The following is a 16,230-nucleotide window of genomic DNA, read 5'->3' on the forward strand; positions in this document are numbered from 1 at the left end:
TATTGAATCGCAACAATATAGGGATTGATAAGGAAGCATAAAAAAGGAAAGGTGGTGCCGGACTCGCACCCGCAATATATATTAATAGTATAATTATATTGATATTTTTTCATATAAACCTCATTTATACCAACGGATATACCATCATTTTATTATATGGCTTATGAAAAAATCAATTAAAAACAATAATTTGTTGTCATTGCATTCTAACTATGTGACTTTAAATGATTTTTTTATGACAACATCATATTGTCATTATATTTTGTTGTTTTTTTTAATTTAAACAATTGGTTATGAGTTAAATATGTTGTCTTTTGTTGTTTGGAGGGATTGTCATGAATGGCATTGAAAACAGTTTTACTTATTCATACTGTTTAACGCATTAAGCGTCTGCGAATCACATACTTTATCTGGCCTTTTTTATTTATTGGTTTTGTCTAATTGATCATGGTGTTAAAAATATTATTTATTCATGCTTGACAGGTGATATATAGAGATCTATAAAAAATGAAGATACAAAAAAAGCCAGATTTAAGATCTGACTTTTTAAGGACTAAAAAAGTTTTCGCTGACTTTTTTAAGTCTTGTAATCAGTTAAACAGGAACGTGATTACAAATATAAATAAAGTATTATCTAATCAACTTATATTTGTCAAATCTAAATCCCAACTTTTTACAAGTCTTTTAAATACCATTTCCAGAATCCTTTTTAATCCTCAAAAGCAATAACGTTAAAACCTGCTTGTATCAGGTGTAAGAATGAAGGTTCCTCAAGTGATTGGCGATTCTTATGTTATTGTGGCAGTGCCGGGTGATACGTAGCTGCCAACCTGAATCGCAATACCTAAAGTCTTTTAGAACATTAGTATAGCTTCTTTAGTAAAACGAGAAGTGTTTTAAAATAACAATGGTATTGTTTGCGTGGGTCGTGGGGGAAGTATCAGAATGGAAACGTTCTGAATATTTTCAAGACGCAATGAGCATCTTCTGTCTTTCCATTTTTGGCGTGGGGGGTAGGGGGGGAATGCTTAAAGAAAAACTAAGTTTTCCTGACGGAAAACTACTACGACTGAAAGTCGCCATCTAAAACCCCAGAACCTAAGCGGATAAAATTCTAGTAGTACTAGTAAAAAAAATTAAATAAAAAAAGAATATGAAAAACCAGAACAGAAAAATATAAAATAGTAAGGTGCCATTTCATGAGGCACCAATAAAAAATAAGTTAAACTAGATCTGTAAAGAATAAAAAATCCCACCGCAATAATTGCTTAAAAAATAAAAGAAATACATATTTGTATCCTGCTATATTTTTTTATTGAAAAAATCAGCAAGAGAATAAAATTTCTCGCTTCTCTTTTTAGCCATTGACTCTATGACGTGTAGCGTCATTAAACAATCGCTTAACGCTCTATGTGGTGTGATGTTAGTAAAATCAAAGTCAAATCTTCTTGCCGCTACTTCTAATCTTTGCCATTTATAATCATTAAAGTAATAGCTATACTCATTATAATAATACGCATAATCAAGCATTGCGCATTCAATATTAAGATCAGGACATTTGAAACCCCAATCGAAAAACTCGGATACGTCATTCGCTCTTAATGATTGCTGTAAGCATTCAAGATCAAACGCAGCATTGTATATGACAAGATTTTTATAATCTGAAAAAATAGTTGTTAGCTCATCCATATACAAGGATAACTCTTTTTCATCCTTTAGCATCTCCATAGATATATGGTGAATAGCTTCAGCGGTAGGTGTTATTTTTTCCTCTTTAGGTTTTATCTTGTGATTGAACAAAACAGAACCTTCATTATTAATTATTGCGAGTTCTATTACTTCACCATATAGATCAGTTGTTTCTGCATCTAAAATAATACATCCTTCATCAAATATTTTTTTATACTTTTCTGATATCTCATTTATATTTAATGTGTCTATCATTTTGATCGTCCTCTTTTGGTTTATGTTTAGGTTGTTGTGATAGCATCTTTTTATGTTCCTGTTCAGCTTTAAGCATCATTTCTTTTTTATTGTTTAGCTCAATACCGCGTTTATTTACATCATCAAAAAACTTCTGCAGCTTCGTATATTCATCTTCCTTGCGTTCTTCTGGTATAGGTTGGATATTATCCTCAACTAAATAATCATTATCTAAATGTCTAGCAAAATAACCGCCTTTGCCACCACCTATTTTGTCTGCCTTTTCTATCTTCCTTATTCTTTTATTTAGCTTCTTACCAATAGATTTTTTCTTGTGCTCGTTATACATTATTTGAATGTTTAATATTAACTTACCAAAAGGACTATATTTGAGATCTATTATCTCTCCCCCTTTATCAGCAGTTTTTAAAACTGCTTCTGGGGCGGGGCGTGTTTTCTCAATAGTAGTTTTTGTTTTGGATTTTGATTTTATTTTTTTAGGAGTAAAGTTATTTAAAACTATCTCTTGTGGTAAAGACAAAACACTCCTTTTAGTCTCTTCAGCAATAATGAGCTGCAGATCTCTTCTGTCTTGTTGTGCTTCACGTAAAGCCTTGCCTTCTTCTGTATCTAACTTACTACGCCAAATACGCTGTATTGCTGGTCTGTCAAGACTTACAGCACGGGATAAAGCTTCTGCTTTTGCTTCCGCAGTGGTAGCTATTTCAAATTGTTCGATAGCTTCATCACGTTGCGCTGATAGTGTTCTGTGGTCAATCCTGACCTGATGATCAAGCTTTGCCAGATGAGTATTAGCTGTATCAGCCCAGCCTTTCCTCAACCCTTCAAGAAAATCATCATCGTTCCATGTTCTGCCTATAACGATCTTTTTTGCGAACTCTAATCCTGATTTATCAAGTTCTCTTGTAGTGGTCATCAAATGGGCATGAAAATTATTAGTATCATCTATATGAATGGCGTAGTTTACAATCATACCTTTGCTTGTCATATGGTTTTTAATGTAATCTTCAATCAAGTTTTTATTTTGTTCTGGTGTTAGCTCATTTGGTAAAGCAATAATAAAAGACCGCGCCAAACGACTATTGGATCTATTTTCCTTTTTTTCAACTTCATTCCATAAATAAGACGGGTCAGAAAATTTTTCATCGGCCTTATCTGGAAGGATAACACCAGATTTATATACATCTTCGTTGCTATGACCATAACGCCATTTTGAGCCATCACGGCTATTATCAAGATCAATACGATTAATATATGCCGCATGAGCCACAGCATTATTTAAACGTTTTGTTCTTGCTACAACCTTACATTGAAAACTATATATAGCCATATGAGTAAACCTTTTTTCTTTTGATTTTGACCTTAGCCCCGCAGGGACCACTACAAACTTTAGTTTGTGTAAGTGGGCATTGCTTTTTTATTTTTCGCCTCGCTTTCGCTTGGCTTAAAATAAGCAATGTCGCTTTCCTTATGTTTATTTAATAACACAAAGAAAGCCTTTTGACAAATGCACTAAAATATATTACTGAATAATAACAAAACAAAAAAGGAACTGACGATGTTTATTATTGGTGCATTGATGATGTGTTTTTTTATGGTATTTATTTTTTGGGTTGGTGCTTCATGTATTGAAAAGAAAAATCATAGCGATGATATAAAAGTAGCTGGGCGTCATTTCGACAAAATGACAAAGCAGGCTATTTCTAACGCCAGAAAGAAGGGCTTTAAAGTATGAGTGGGAATATGGAAAAAATAGAAGATAGAGTTTTATACCATCAAAAACAACTTGCTTTGTTGAAGCAAAAAAAGAAGCAGGCTGTTGCTAGAAATAAAAAATCAGAAAGGAAGGAAAGAGCTAACAAACTTATAAAATTAGGTGCTTCAGTAGCTAAAGTCCTAAATATGGATTATCGAGAGATTGACGATAATTTATCTAAGATTATTGGTTTGTTAGAAATTACTAAACAGTATATTGATGATTCTAGAACATTAAAAAAAGGCGAAAGTATATTAATTTCATGGAAGGAGGAGGATAAATGATTTTTATGTAAATGCGTCATGAACTTAAAACTTGTTTTGAGTTTATGACGCGTTGAGCAAGTCCCTAAAGTTTTAGGGGCGCGGTAGCCATAAGATATTAAAGTATAATTTAAATTATATTATCGCTTTAATATTTTTAATTACCTTATCTCCTAATTGTCGAGTGTTCATCTTAGAACCAGCACTGTTGATAGGGCTTACACTTAATTCTTTTGCTATTTTTATTAAAGTTGGTTTTGTTATTTTTTCGGATATTCCATCGGTCAATACTTCAATAGTACCATTTTCATATTGTCTTATTATATGATTTTTGTAGTAAACTTCCTCTCTGATTTCCATTTCAGATAGTGGTTTTATTTCTCTTGTTTTTGATGATTTTATTGCATTTTTGTCTCTTATCTTATTGCCTAATGGGTAAAGCAGTTTTTTACCATTTGTATCTCTTAATAATGGTAGTAGTTCTTCTTTTTTAGAGTCTACTAATATGTTTATTTCTAAATCTGTAGTGTTTATTTCTAAAATTACTATCCTATCAACATATGATAATGTTGATTTTGTAAATGATACGTGATTACTTGTAGTTATCGTTTTTACTGATATTCTCTCCCCCTCTGAACTAATTACATCATACCCATGCTGGTTATTTTCTAAAGCCATTTGGCCATATGTATACATAGCTGTATACAATTCACCAATCCTTCCCGTTAAATGGCTAAGTTCTTGGGCAGAAACACCCCATGATAATTCTTGTTGCAGCCATTCTAAAGATTTTCCTAATGATTGAATAATTTGGAATTGTGATAATGACATATTTTATTTCCTTATTTTTATTTTATTCAGTATCCGGTCATCCGTGGCTTTTCCGACTACTTATTTTATGGGCAAACTCAAATGGTCTAACCATATCGTCTTTGTTGGCATCAAGATAATCAGACCACCACTGTAACATCAGCCTTCTCTCATCCAGATGTTCGGCAAGATGGATGTAAGCAGCGCGAACGTTGTTACGCTCCTGATGGCTCATCTGGCGTTCAACAGCATCTTTTGACCATAAGCCTGACTCAATCAAGGCACTACAGGCCATAGAACGGAAACCGTGACCACAAACTTCTGTTTTGGTGTCATAGCCCATTTTTCGTAAAGCGTTGTTGATCGTGTTTTCACTCATAGGCTTATCTGCATAGTGATCGCCCGTAAAAATAATTTTCGGATCTTTGCTGAGATTCTGGATCTCTTTCAGAATAGAGACGGCTTGTCGGCTCAATGGGACGAGATGAGGCGTTTTCATCTTGGAGCCACGGCTGGAGTGTTTCACTCCCAGAAGCTCCTCACGCTCTGCAGGAATGGTCCACAACGCATTTTTGAAATCAATTTCTGACCAGCGGGCAAAACGTAGTTCGCTGGAACGAACGAAAGTTAGCAAAGTTAGCTTAACAGCAAGACGGGTAAGCGGTCTTCCTCTGTAGCTCTCAACGCGGCTGAGAAGCTCTGTAATGCGTTCAAAAGGAAGAGCAGGACGATGAACCCTTTTTGCTGTTGCAATGGCTCCAGCTAAATCCTGAGCAGGATTACTCTCGATAAGACTGTTATGGACAGCATATCGCATGATTGCGGTGATACGTTGTTGTAGACGGGCTGCAATTTCGAGATGACCTGATTTTTCAGTCATCTTGATTGGCTGAAGCAGGTCACGGGTTTTGAGGTCAGTAATGTTTCGTTTACCAATGACAGGGAACACATGATTGGTCAGGCTGTTCATCACCCTTTCAGCATGTGTTTCTGACCATTTGATGTTGCTTGCATGCCAGTCTCTGGCAACTGCTTCAAAAGCCAGTGTGCCGCTTTGTTCAACTTTATCAGATTTTTTCTTTTCAGATGGGTCAATACCAGCAGCAATTAATCTTCTGGCATCATCACGGCGGTGACGTGCGTCGGCAAGTGATACAGCGGGGTAAACCCCCAGAGCCAGTAGCTTTTGCTTTCCTGCAAAGCGATATTGCAGACGCCAGTACTTGGACCCATTCGGATGAATCAGAAGATGCATGCCGCTGCTGTCTGTGAGCTTTACAGGCTTATCGGCGGGTTTGGCATTTCTTACTTTGACATCAGTGAGAGCCATCATTCACCCCCTCTTTTGATGGTACAAATCGTATCGAACTAAAGATACCAACGAATATACCATCAAATGATGACGCTTGCCGATGAAAGTCAGATAGCGGTGGGAGAAGGGCTGGAGTCAATAATATGTTGACTTTAAAAGAAAAAATGGACGTCGATTGACGTCCATTTATAGAATAGTGGTGCCCGGACTCGGAATCGAACCAAGGACACGAGGATTTTCAATCCTCTGCTCTACCGACTGAGCTATCCGGGCAACGGGGCGCATTAAACCGTATTGGCTGCACGGCGTCAACGGGTTTATCAACGAAAGCGCGGAAAACCCTGCTGACTGCCGACTTTTCAGCCAAAATACGGGCTTTATCGCATTTTGTGCCTGAAGTCAGGTGAGTGCGCCGTTTTTGCGACACAGTGCAAAACGTAACACATCTTCTGCCAGCCGCTGAGCGGTGGCGATACTGGCGGCCTGATGCTTGACCAGCAGGTTGCTCAGGCAGCCTTCCAGAATCAATTCCATCTGCTGTGCCACCATTTCTGGATCGTCGGTTTCCAGTTCTTCCAGCAAATCGTGGGTGTACTGGTAAGACGCCAGTTTTTGCTGTTCGGCAATCTGATGGATGGGGTGATTGATATCAGGGAAGAAGCTGCACGCCGCAATAAACAAGCAGCCCGGATAGCGCTGTTTGTTCACCGATTCATACAGCACTTGATAGCGTGCTAGTAGCTTCTGCTCAATGGTTTTCTCGTTGTCCAATAGCAGTTGGCGCCGCCAGGTATCGACCTGCTGGCTATGGTGACGCAGGCTGTCGTACAACAGCGCTTCCCGATCCGGCCAGAATGGCGTCAGTTCTTCTACCGGAACCCCGAGCCTCTCCGCCAGCATATCCAGCGTCGTCATGGCAAAACCGTGCTGCTCCAGTAGCGTAAGCGCATGTTCAAGAACGTCTTCCCGTTGCATTAGGTCTCCTCCAGAAGCACAACAAGCGAATTGAAAGTGTCGTTTATGGGCTGAACTTCTGCAAATGTTCCTGAAATTGTTCAGCATTCATAAAACCGGTGACGCGCGAGCCGGGGATCTCTTTCCCCTGTGCGTCAAAAAACACGATGGTCGGCAGGCCTAAAACCTGTAGCTTTTTCAGCAGCGCATTTTGTTCTTCGCGATTGGCGGTGACATCCGCCTGTAGTAGGGTGATGCGCGATAAATGGCTTTGCACTGCGGGGGCGCTGAAGGTGTATTTCTCAAACTCTTTGCAGGCTACGCACCAGTCTGCGTAAAGATCGAGCATAACAGGCTGAGTGCTCTTTGCCTGCGCGCTGTTGAGATCGGCAATATTGGCGACAGGGGTGAAGTTCAGTGCCGATGTGTGGGGTTGCGCCACGCCCGTTGGAGGGAATACCCAGTCTTGTAGCGGTTTGGCGCTGATTACTACGCCTGCCAGCAGCAGTAGCTGCACGCCGCGCATCCAGCCTTTACTGCTGCGCAGCGTCAGCATGAACGCCCAGCCGAAGAAGGCGATACCCAGCGCGCTCCACAGGCGGATTCCCCAGATTTCCCCCAGAATGCGTTCCAGCAGGAAGACGGGCAGTGCCAGAATGATGAAGCCAAACGCTTCCTTAACGTACTGCATCCACGGGCCGCTGCGTGGCAGCAGTTTATTGCCAAACAGCGTGACCAGAATGAGCGGTAAGCCTATGCCCAGCGCGTAGAGGTAGAGTGTGCCGCTGCCTGCCAGCATATTGCCGCTCTGGGCGATGTAAAGCAGGATGGCGCTGAGCGGCGCCGTAGTGCAGGGAGAGCAAATCAGCCCTGCCAGTGCGCCCATGAAGAAGACCCCCGTGACAGAACCGCCCTGCTGACGGTTGCTCCACTCTGTCAGCCGGGTTTGTACCGATGACGGGAGCTGGAGCGTATACAGACCAAACATTGACAGCGCCAGCGCAGCAAACATCACCGACAAGCCAATCAGAATATAAGGATGTTGGAGCGCTGCCTGAAAGCGTAATCCGGCGGCAGCGACAGCCAGCCCGAGCAGCGTGTAGGTCAGCGCCATGCCTTGAACATAAGTCATTGACAGCAGCAGCGTGCGGCGCGGCGTCAGCTGTTCTTTTCTGCCCAGCACCAGACTGGCAATCAGCGGGTACATTGGCAGGACGCAGGGAGTAAAGGCAACGCCAATACCAATCAACAGCGCCCACCACGGTGAGAATGGCATCGGCGTGCTCTGCGGTGGTGCGCTTTGGCTTGATGGGGTATTGAGCGGTGCATCCGTACCTGCGTTAGTCAGCACCTGACTGAGAGGAACGACGTGCGTTTCCGGCGGATAACAGAAACCTGCATCGGCGCAGCCTTGATAGGTGACTTTAACCGTCGCGCCGTTTTCAGCCCGTTCAATTGGAACCGCTAGCGCCAATCGATCCCGAAAAATAAAGACCTGACCGAAGAATTCGTCGTTATGGCTTTCGCCCTGTGGCAGTTCCACCTTGTCGAGCGTGGCGTCGTTTCCTTCGATCTTGATTTGCGCGCGGTACAGGTAGTAATCGGGATGGATGTCCCAGCGCAGATTGAGCCGGTTCCCCTGCTGCTGAAACTCAAAGGCGAAAGCGTCATCGACTGGCAGAAAGCGCGATGTCGTGCTGTTGCCAAATAGCTTCTGCTCGAAAGAAGAGGCGGCCACACTGGGTGTGCCAAAAGCCGTCCATAACAGGAAAATCAGCGTAAAGATGCGTTGAGCCATGTCAGATAATCGCTATCGCCCCCGGATACCGGCAGAACTAACAGCTCCGGCGTATCATAAGGGTGTTGTTGTTTCAGATGAGTCAGCAGCGCTTGCTGATGTGAGGTGTCGCTTTTTATCAGCATTTGTACTTCTGATTGCTGTTCGAGCTTGCCTTCCCAGTAATAGAGCGAACGTGCGCCAGGTAGCAGGGTGACGCAGGCGGCAAGCCGCATTTCCAGCAGCGAATGAGCAAGCTGTTGCGCACAGGCGTCGTCAGGTGCGGTACATAATATGACGACGGCAGCGCAAAGCGGGCGGTTAGACATCATATCCTCCGTGTCAGATGAACAAAATCCCAGACAACCAGAGCCACACTATACCTCGCTTTATTTGTGTGAGGAAATGATGCGGATCGACGGGCCAAGTCGATCCACGAAGGTCTGTCTGAAGGGGAATCTTTAGATCAGGATGCTGCCGAGGATAAAGCCAAATATTACCGACAGCGTAATCGCCATCACGCCCGGAATCAGGAAGGAGTGGTTAAACACAAACTTACCGATGCGCGTTGAGCCCGTGTCGTCCATCTCCACTGCCGCCAGCAGGGTAGGATAGGTCGGCAGAACGAACAGGGCGGAAACGGCGGAAAAAGATGCCACAGCCGTGACCGGAGACACGCCCAACAGCAGCGCAGCAGGCATCAGCGCTTTTGCCGTTGCTGCCTGGGAATAAAGCAGCGTGGCGGCGAAGAACAGCACAACGGCCAGCATCCACGGGTAGCTTTGCAGCAGCGCACCTGCGGTGTCCTGAATATCGGAAATGTGTGCTTTAACAAAGGTATCGCCCAGCCAGGCAACGCCCATCACGCAGATACAGGCACTCATACCAGACTTAAACGTGCTGGCGGAAAGGATGCGCGCGGTGTCGATTTTGCAGGTGATACAAATCAGCGTGGCGATGGTCAGCATAAAGACCACAATGGCTTCGTTACGCGGCAGAACCGGGTTCTGAATCAGCCCGACGGTGCCGCTGATTGCGGTAGCATACAGCACCACAGCGACGATACCGATCAGAAACAGCATCACGGACAGCTTGGCACCGGGTTTGATCTCATGCTGGCTATTCCCGCGCAGCGTAGTTTCGCCTTTTCTCAGACGTTCCTGATAAATCGGATCGTCTTTCAATTCTTTACCCAGAAAGTTGGTCACAATCGCCGTCAGCAGGATAGCTGCCAGCGTGGTAGGAATACAAATACCTAACAGCAGCAGATAGCTGACCCCGTGCGGCTCAAGAATACCGGCGACAAACACCACTGCCGCAGAGATTGGCGATGCGGTAATGGCGATTTGCGAGGCAACGACGGCAATCGAAAGCGGGCGAGAAGGGCGAATCCCCTGCTCCTTGGCAACTTCGGCGATAACAGGCAGGGTGGAAAACGCGGTGTGCCCGGTTCCAGCCAGAATCGTCATGAAGTAGGTGACCAGCGGTGCAAGAAAGGTGACGTATTTCGGATGCTTACGCAGCAGTTTCTCCGCCAGACTGACCAGATAATCCATTCCGCCCGCCACCTGCATGGCGGCAATGGCGGCGATAACGGCCATGATAATTTCAATGACATCAAAAGGAATGACGCCGGGCTTTATCTGAAACCCCAGCGTAAGAATAAGCACTCCCAGGCCACCGGCGAAACCAATGCCGATGCCTCCCAGTCGTGCCCCCAAATAGATGGCGAGCAGAACGATAAACAACTCAAGACCAAGCATGACTATGCTCCTTAATTAATAATAAAAATTTCATAACTTATTCTTATGCCTGTGGGCGGCAAAAAATAAAGGCACGCGGTTCTTCGTGAACGGACGTGCCTGCTGGAATTAGATGTCGGTGTTAGGGCAGCTCGTTTTCATCGGTATAGCGTTTAGCTTTGTACGCCGGGTGCATCAGGTTCTGGATGGACAAAATGTCATCCAGCTCGGCTTCGGTCAGCAGGCCGCGCTCCAGTACGACATCGCGCACGCTTTTCCCCGTTTCCGCGCAGATTCTGCCGACGATATCGCCGTTGTGGTGGCCGATGAACGGGTTCAGGTACGTCACAATGCCGATGGAGTTAAAGACATAGGCTTCGCACACGCTTTTATTCGCGGTGATGCCGTTAACGCATTTCTCCAGCAGGTTGTAGCAGGCATTGGTGAGAATGTGGGTCGATTCAAACATTACCTGGCCGATGACCGGTTCCATCACGTTTAACTGCAATTGCCCGGCCTCCGATGCCATGGTGACGCAGGTGTCGTTACCGATGACCTTGAAGCACACCTGATTGACGACTTCCGGCACGACAGGGTTAACCTTGGCGGGCATGATCGAGGAACCCGCCTGTAGCTCCGGTAGGTTGATTTCATTCAGTCCCGCACGGGGGCCAGAAGAGAGCAAACGAAGATCATTACAGATCTTCGACAGCTTCACGGCCAGACGCTTCAGCGAACTGTGTACCATCACATAGGCGCCGCAGTCTGATGTCGCTTCGATCAAATCCTCTGCTGGCACGCACGGCAGGCCGCTGACTTCCGCCAGACGATGCACCGCCAATTGCTGATAACCGTCTGGCGTATTCAGACGCGTACCGATCGCGGTAGCCCCCAGATTGACTTCAAGCAGCAGTTCCGCCGTGCGCAGCAGGTTTTTGATTTCTTCCTGCAACAGCACGTTAAACGCATGAAACTCCTGGCCGAGCGTCATTGGCACCGCGTCCTGCAACTGGGTTCGCCCCATTTTTAGCACGTCTTCAAATTCTTTGGCTTTATGCTCGAAGCCATCGCTCAGCTTCGCTATCGCCTGCGTCAGCTTCAGTATGGACACGTAGACCGCGATACGAAATCCGGTGGGGTAGGCATCATTGGTGGACTGGCATTTGTTCAAATGATCGTTGGGGCTTAGATACTGGTATTTGCCTTTCTGGTGACCCATCAGTTCCAGACCAATATTGGCTAATACTTCGTTGGTATTCATATTGACCGACGTGCCAGCGCCCCCCTGATAGACATCTACCGGAAACTGATCCATGCATTTTCCGTTATTCAGCACTTCATCACAGGCACGGATGATGATGTCGGCGATTTTTTTCGGGATAGTTTGCAGTTCTCTGTTCGCCAACGCCGCAGCTTTCTTCACCATGACCATGCCGCGCACGAACTCGGGGATGTCGCTGATTTTATTGTTACTGATGTAGAAATTTTCGATGGCGCGCAGCGTATGAATGCCATAATACGCGTCTGCGGGAACTTCTCGGGTGCCTAACAGGTCTTCTTCAATACGGATGTTTTCTGACATGAGAGTGCCTATCCTGTTGTGCGACTAGTGATATGACTAGACGTTGTGGGCTGGTGTATTTCTCGGATAAACCGCCTTATCTCGGCAATAGTCTTGGGATGTTTGACCAACCATATATCCATTGCCGTGAGGATATGTCGTTACGACAGCGAAAAACAGGTGTTTAGATCACTATACTGGCGTTCTCTACTGCTACGGTAAATGAACTGTGACTGTAGTCACGAGTCACGATGTTAGAACCATAATCGTGTGGCGGCGGCTTGAAGATGCGCAAAGCTGCCCCCATTTTAGTAAATTACGATGTGCCGGATCGCAGAGCAGGGCGCGCATTTTGCCTAATCCATTGGTAGTAAAGTCGATGGGCAGTAACGCGTACAGGGTTTTCAATCGCGATGGGCTTAACACGTTCTTATTAACGCATGTTTTTATTAAAACAGTACGCGTAAAAACACACAGGAGAACCGGGTGCGCTGGTTACCGTTATTACTTATTTTTCTTTTGGCTTACATCGAGATATCGCTGTTTATTCAGGTGGCTGAAGTGCTGGGCGTCGCCATGACCCTGCTGCTGGTGGTCTTCACGTCCTGCGTGGGGGTCTCGCTGGTGCGCAATCAGGGGATGAAAACGCTGGTGCAGATGCAGCAGAAAATGGCAGCAGGTGAAAGCCCGGCAGCTGAAATGGTTAAAAGCGTGTCACTGGTGCTGGCGGGCTTCCTGCTTCTGATTCCGGGTTTCCTGACTGACTTTCTGGGGTTGCTGCTTCTGCTGCCACCGGTGCAAAAAAGCCTGACACTCAAACTGATGCCTCACCTGCATATCTGGCGTTCTGGCCCCGGCACGGCGTCGTCTTCTGGCGGTAACACCTTTGAAGGGGAATACCAGCGCAAGGATGGTGGGAGAGCAAATATTGAACATCGTGACGATCGTGATGACCGTTAACGTCACGATGAACTGAAAAACAGATAAGGATTATCATACTGATAATCCTTGTTTTTTTTCTGCCGTCAGCGGCAAGTGGCCGTCTAACGCAAAAAAAATGCATTTTCTCTCTTGAAGGGCGGTGAAACGTCCCCATTTAGAACACCACAAGGCCAATGATGGAAAGCATAAGCAAGACATCGTCGGCGTTTATCCTAAACCGATATGGACTTTCTCAAAGGAGAGCTATCAATGAATATTCGTCCATTGCATGACCGCGTGATCGTCAAGCGCAAAGAAGTCGAGTCAAAATCTGCTGGCGGTATCGTACTGACTGGTTCCGCTGCTGGTAAATCTACCCGCGGTGAAGTTCTGGCCGTAGGTCACGGACGTATCCTGGAAAATGGCGAAGTGAAGCCGCTGGATGTGAAAGTTGGCGACATCGTTATTTTCAATGATGGCTATGGCGTGAAGGCAGAGAAGATCGATAACGAAGAAGTGTTGATCATGTCTGAAAGCGACATTCTGGCAATTGTTGAAGCGTAACTGCGCGTAATCATCTGAACTGAACGAATTTAAGGGAAATACACCATGGCAGCTAAAGACGTAAAATTCGGTAATGACGCTCGCGTAAAAATGCTGCGCGGCGTAAATGTACTGGCTGATGCAGTGAAGGTTACCTTGGGTCCGAAAGGCCGTAACGTAGTTTTGGATAAATCCTTCGGTGCACCGACCATTACTAAAGACGGCGTATCTGTTGCGCGTGAAATCGAGCTGGAAGACAAGTTTGAGAACATGGGCGCGCAGATGGTGAAAGAAGTTGCCTCTAAAGCGAATGACGCAGCAGGTGACGGCACCACGACCGCAACCGTATTGGCGCAGGCTATCATCACTGAAGGCCTGAAAGCTGTTGCTGCGGGCATGAACCCGATGGATCTGAAGCGCGGTATCGATAAAGCCGTTATCGCCGCAGTTGAAGAGTTGAAAGCACTGTCTGTACCGTGCTCTGACTCTAAAGCGATTGCTCAGGTTGGTACCATCTCTGCTAACTCCGACGAAACCGTAGGCAAAATGATTGCCGAAGCGATGGACAAAGTGGGTAAAGAAGGCGTTATCACCGTTGAAGAAGGTACCGGCCTGCAAGATGAGCTGGACGTGGTTGAAGGTATGCAGTTCGACCGTGGCTACCTGTCTCCGTACTTCATCAACAAGCCAGAAACCGGTGCGGTAGAACTGGAAAGCCCGTTCATCCTGCTGGCTGACAAAAAAATCTCCAACATCCGTGAAATGCTGCCAGTACTGGAAGCCGTAGCGAAAGCGGGCAAACCGCTGGTTATCGTTGCTGAAGATGTTGAAGGCGAAGCACTGGCAACGCTGGTGGTTAACACCATGCGCGGTATCGTGAAAGTGGCTGCGGTGAAAGCACCGGGCTTCGGCGACCGTCGTAAAGCGATGCTCCAAGATATCGCGACGCTGACTGGCGGTACGGTTATCTCTGAAGAGATCGGTCTGGAGCTGGAAAAAGCAACGCTGGAAGATCTGGGTCAGGCAAAACGCGTTGTCATCAACAAAGACACCACAACTATCATCGATGGTACGGGTGAAGAAGCGGCGATTCAGGGCCGTGTTGCTCAGATCCGTCAGCAGGTTGAAGAAGCGACGTCTGATTACGACCGTGAAAAACTGCAAGAGCGAGTGGCTAAACTGGCTGGCGGCGTAGCCGTTATCAAAGTGGGCGCAGCAACTGAAGTTGAAATGAAAGAGAAGAAAGCACGCGTTGAAGATGCTTTGGCTGCGACTCGCGCCGCGGTAGAAGAAGGCGTGGTGGCTGGTGGTGGCGTGGCGCTGGTTCGCGTTGCGGCTAAGCTGGCTTCTCTGTCTGCTCAGAACGAAGACCAGAACGTGGGTATCAAAGTTGCGCTGCGTGCGATGGAAGCGCCTCTGCGTCAGATCGTTTCCAACGCGGGTGAAGAGCCATCTGTGGTGGCGAACACCGTTAAAGCGGGCGAAGGTAATTACGGTTACAACGCGGCAACGGAAGAATACGGCAACATGATCGACTTCGGTATCCTGGATCCAACTAAGGTAACCCGTTCTGCATTGCAATACGCGGCTTCCGTTGCGGGTCTGATGATCACCACCGAATGTATGGTAACCGACCTGCCGAAAAGCGATGCGCCTGACTTAGGTGCTGCTGGCGGTATGGGCGGCATGGGTGGTATGGGCGGCATGATGTAATCTGACGTCATTGTCGCCGGCAGCCGTTTTCCGGCGACAAGGGTCAGGTTACAGAAGCGCGTCTTTCCTGTTTTTTAAAGAGCACTATCCGGTCGTGATACCGGGTGGTGCTTTTTTTTTATGCGCTTCGTTTCTATTTAATCAATTCAATGTTAATCAATTCAATGAATTACTGGGGTGAGCGTTTTTGCGTTTGCCGATTACCTGATAAATGAGTAAAGGGGCACCGCTATGGGTGTTACGCATCCCGCTGCATTGCCGAAATGTTGCCACATCGGGGATGAATTGGTTTATAGCGTGTTACCAGAGAGGCATTCTGCGCTACAATAGGGACGCTTACTTTATTTACGAATGCTTTTATCTACAAAGTAACCCTGTCCGGGAGTAGGGAAATGTCTGACGATGCGTCAACGCTTCTGCGCACCATATCCTGGTTTACTGAACCCCCTTCGGTATTGCCTGAGCACATTGGTAACTGGCTGATGGAAACCCGTTCCATGACGCAGCGGCTGGAAAAATATTGTGCCCAACTGCGGGTTACGCTTTGTCGTGAGGGATTCATTACGCCACAAATGCTGGGCGAAGAGCGCGAACAGCTACCGTATAGTGAGTGCTACTGGCTACGTGAAGTCGTGCTGTATGGTGACGATCGCCCCTGGCTTTTTGGCCGAACGATTGTCACGCAACAGACGCTTGAGGGGGCAGGTGCAGCGTTGACGAAAATAGGCAACCAGCCGTTAGGTCGTTATCTGTTTGGGCAAAAATCGCTGACGCGTGACTACATTCATACCGGATGCTGCGAAGGTTTATGGGCGCGGCGTTCCCGCTTGTGCCTTTCGGGTCATCCGTTACTGTTGACTGAGCTTTTCTTACCGGAATCACCGGTTTATTACACACCGGGTGATGAAGGTTGGCAGGTAATTTGAGGAGATAA

Annotated in this window: 15 protein-coding genes and 1 tRNA gene; 6 read left to right on the forward strand and 10 right to left on the reverse strand. The window is 46.1% G+C overall.

Features of this window, described 5'->3' with window-relative positions; translation table 11 throughout:
- Window positions 1-1,302: 1,302 nt before the first annotated feature.
- Complete coding sequence (locus ACKQAD_RS11600; RefSeq protein WP_409160302.1) at window positions 1,303-1,944, reverse strand: 3'-5' exonuclease; 642 nt, start codon at window positions 1,942-1,944, stop codon at window positions 1,303-1,305.
- Window positions 1,919-3,274, reverse strand: a complete 1,356-nt coding sequence (locus ACKQAD_RS11605; RefSeq protein ID WP_409160303.1) for a MobA/MobL family protein — start codon at window positions 3,272-3,274, stop codon at window positions 1,919-1,921. The genes ACKQAD_RS11600 and ACKQAD_RS11605 overlap by 26 nt, the downstream gene beginning before the upstream one ends.
- Window positions 3,275-3,502: 228 nt before the next feature.
- On the opposite strand from ACKQAD_RS11605, the gene ACKQAD_RS11610 reads away from it, so the two are divergent.
- On the forward strand, window positions 3,503-3,679 hold the full coding sequence (locus ACKQAD_RS11610; protein WP_409160304.1) for a hypothetical protein: 177 nt from the start codon (window positions 3,503-3,505) through the stop codon (window positions 3,677-3,679).
- Complete coding sequence (locus ACKQAD_RS11615) at window positions 3,676-3,984, forward strand: hypothetical protein (protein WP_409160305.1); 309 nt, start codon at window positions 3,676-3,678, stop codon at window positions 3,982-3,984. The genes ACKQAD_RS11610 and ACKQAD_RS11615 overlap by 4 nt, the downstream gene beginning before the upstream one ends.
- 114 nt (window positions 3,985-4,098) lie before the next feature.
- Here the strand turns inward: ACKQAD_RS11615 and ACKQAD_RS11620 are convergent, their stop codons facing one another.
- The 8 genes from ACKQAD_RS11620 to aspA all read right to left on the reverse strand — a co-directional run bounded on the left by ACKQAD_RS11620 (window position 4,099) and on the right by aspA (window position 12,140).
- Window positions 4,099-4,794 carry a DUF6998 domain-containing protein gene (locus ACKQAD_RS11620; RefSeq protein WP_069683787.1) on the reverse strand — a complete coding sequence of 232 codons (696 nt, stop codon included), beginning with the start codon at window positions 4,792-4,794 and terminating at the stop codon, window positions 4,099-4,101.
- 37 nt (window positions 4,795-4,831) lie between these two features.
- Complete coding sequence (locus tag ACKQAD_RS11625) at window positions 4,832-6,103, reverse strand: tyrosine-type recombinase/integrase (RefSeq protein WP_137056668.1); 1,272 nt, start codon at window positions 6,101-6,103, stop codon at window positions 4,832-4,834.
- A 179-nt stretch (window positions 6,104-6,282) separates the two neighbouring features.
- A tRNA-Phe gene (locus ACKQAD_RS11630) sits at window positions 6,283-6,358 on the reverse strand.
- A 126-nt stretch (window positions 6,359-6,484) separates the two neighbouring features.
- Entirely contained in the window at window positions 6,485-7,060 is a 576-nt protein-coding gene (locus ACKQAD_RS11635; RefSeq protein WP_409160307.1) for a transcriptional regulator, read from the reverse strand.
- Window positions 7,061-7,103: 43 nt separating this feature from the next.
- The gene (locus ACKQAD_RS11640) at window positions 7,104-8,837 is read right to left on the reverse strand and encodes a protein-disulfide reductase DsbD (RefSeq protein WP_409160308.1); all 1,734 of its coding nucleotides are present in this window, start codon (window positions 8,835-8,837) and stop codon (window positions 7,104-7,106) included.
- Entirely contained in the window at window positions 8,813-9,145 is a 333-nt protein-coding gene (cutA, locus tag ACKQAD_RS11645; protein WP_409160394.1) for a divalent cation tolerance protein CutA, read from the reverse strand. Before cutA ends, ACKQAD_RS11640 begins: the two co-directional genes overlap by 25 nt.
- Before the next feature lie 132 nt (window positions 9,146-9,277).
- The gene (locus tag ACKQAD_RS11650) at window positions 9,278-10,579 is read right to left on the reverse strand and encodes an anaerobic C4-dicarboxylate transporter (protein ID WP_409160309.1); all 1,302 of its coding nucleotides are present in this window, start codon (window positions 10,577-10,579) and stop codon (window positions 9,278-9,280) included.
- A gap of 121 nt (window positions 10,580-10,700) precedes the next feature.
- A complete protein-coding gene (aspA, locus tag ACKQAD_RS11655) occupies window positions 10,701-12,140 on the reverse strand; it encodes an aspartate ammonia-lyase (protein WP_409160310.1) in 1,440 nt (479 codons plus the stop codon).
- Window positions 12,141-12,605: 465 nt separating this feature from the next.
- Here aspA and ACKQAD_RS11660 point away from each other — a divergent pair, with 465 nt between their 5' ends.
- From ACKQAD_RS11660 to ubiC, 4 genes are all read left to right on the forward strand, one after another.
- Window positions 12,606-13,079, forward strand: a complete 474-nt coding sequence (locus tag ACKQAD_RS11660; RefSeq protein ID WP_409160311.1) for an FxsA family protein — start codon at window positions 12,606-12,608, stop codon at window positions 13,077-13,079.
- Window positions 13,080-13,310: 231 nt separating this feature from the next.
- Window positions 13,311-13,604: a co-chaperone GroES gene (locus tag ACKQAD_RS11665; RefSeq protein ID WP_005971295.1), complete on the forward strand. Its 294-nt coding sequence runs from the start codon at window positions 13,311-13,313 to the stop codon at window positions 13,602-13,604.
- Between the two features lie 45 nt (window positions 13,605-13,649).
- The gene (gene groL / locus ACKQAD_RS11670) at window positions 13,650-15,296 is read left to right on the forward strand and encodes a chaperonin GroEL (RefSeq protein ID WP_096616408.1); all 1,647 of its coding nucleotides are present in this window, start codon (window positions 13,650-13,652) and stop codon (window positions 15,294-15,296) included.
- Between the two features lie 392 nt (window positions 15,297-15,688).
- Window positions 15,689-16,222, forward strand: a complete 534-nt coding sequence (ubiC, locus tag ACKQAD_RS11675; protein WP_409160312.1) for a chorismate lyase — start codon at window positions 15,689-15,691, stop codon at window positions 16,220-16,222.
- The last annotated feature ends 8 nt before the right edge of the window (window positions 16,223-16,230 follow it).

This window comes from Pectobacterium artocarpous (genome assembly GCF_046159765.1).
Taxonomy (GTDB): domain Bacteria; phylum Pseudomonadota; class Gammaproteobacteria; order Enterobacterales; family Enterobacteriaceae; genus Pectobacterium.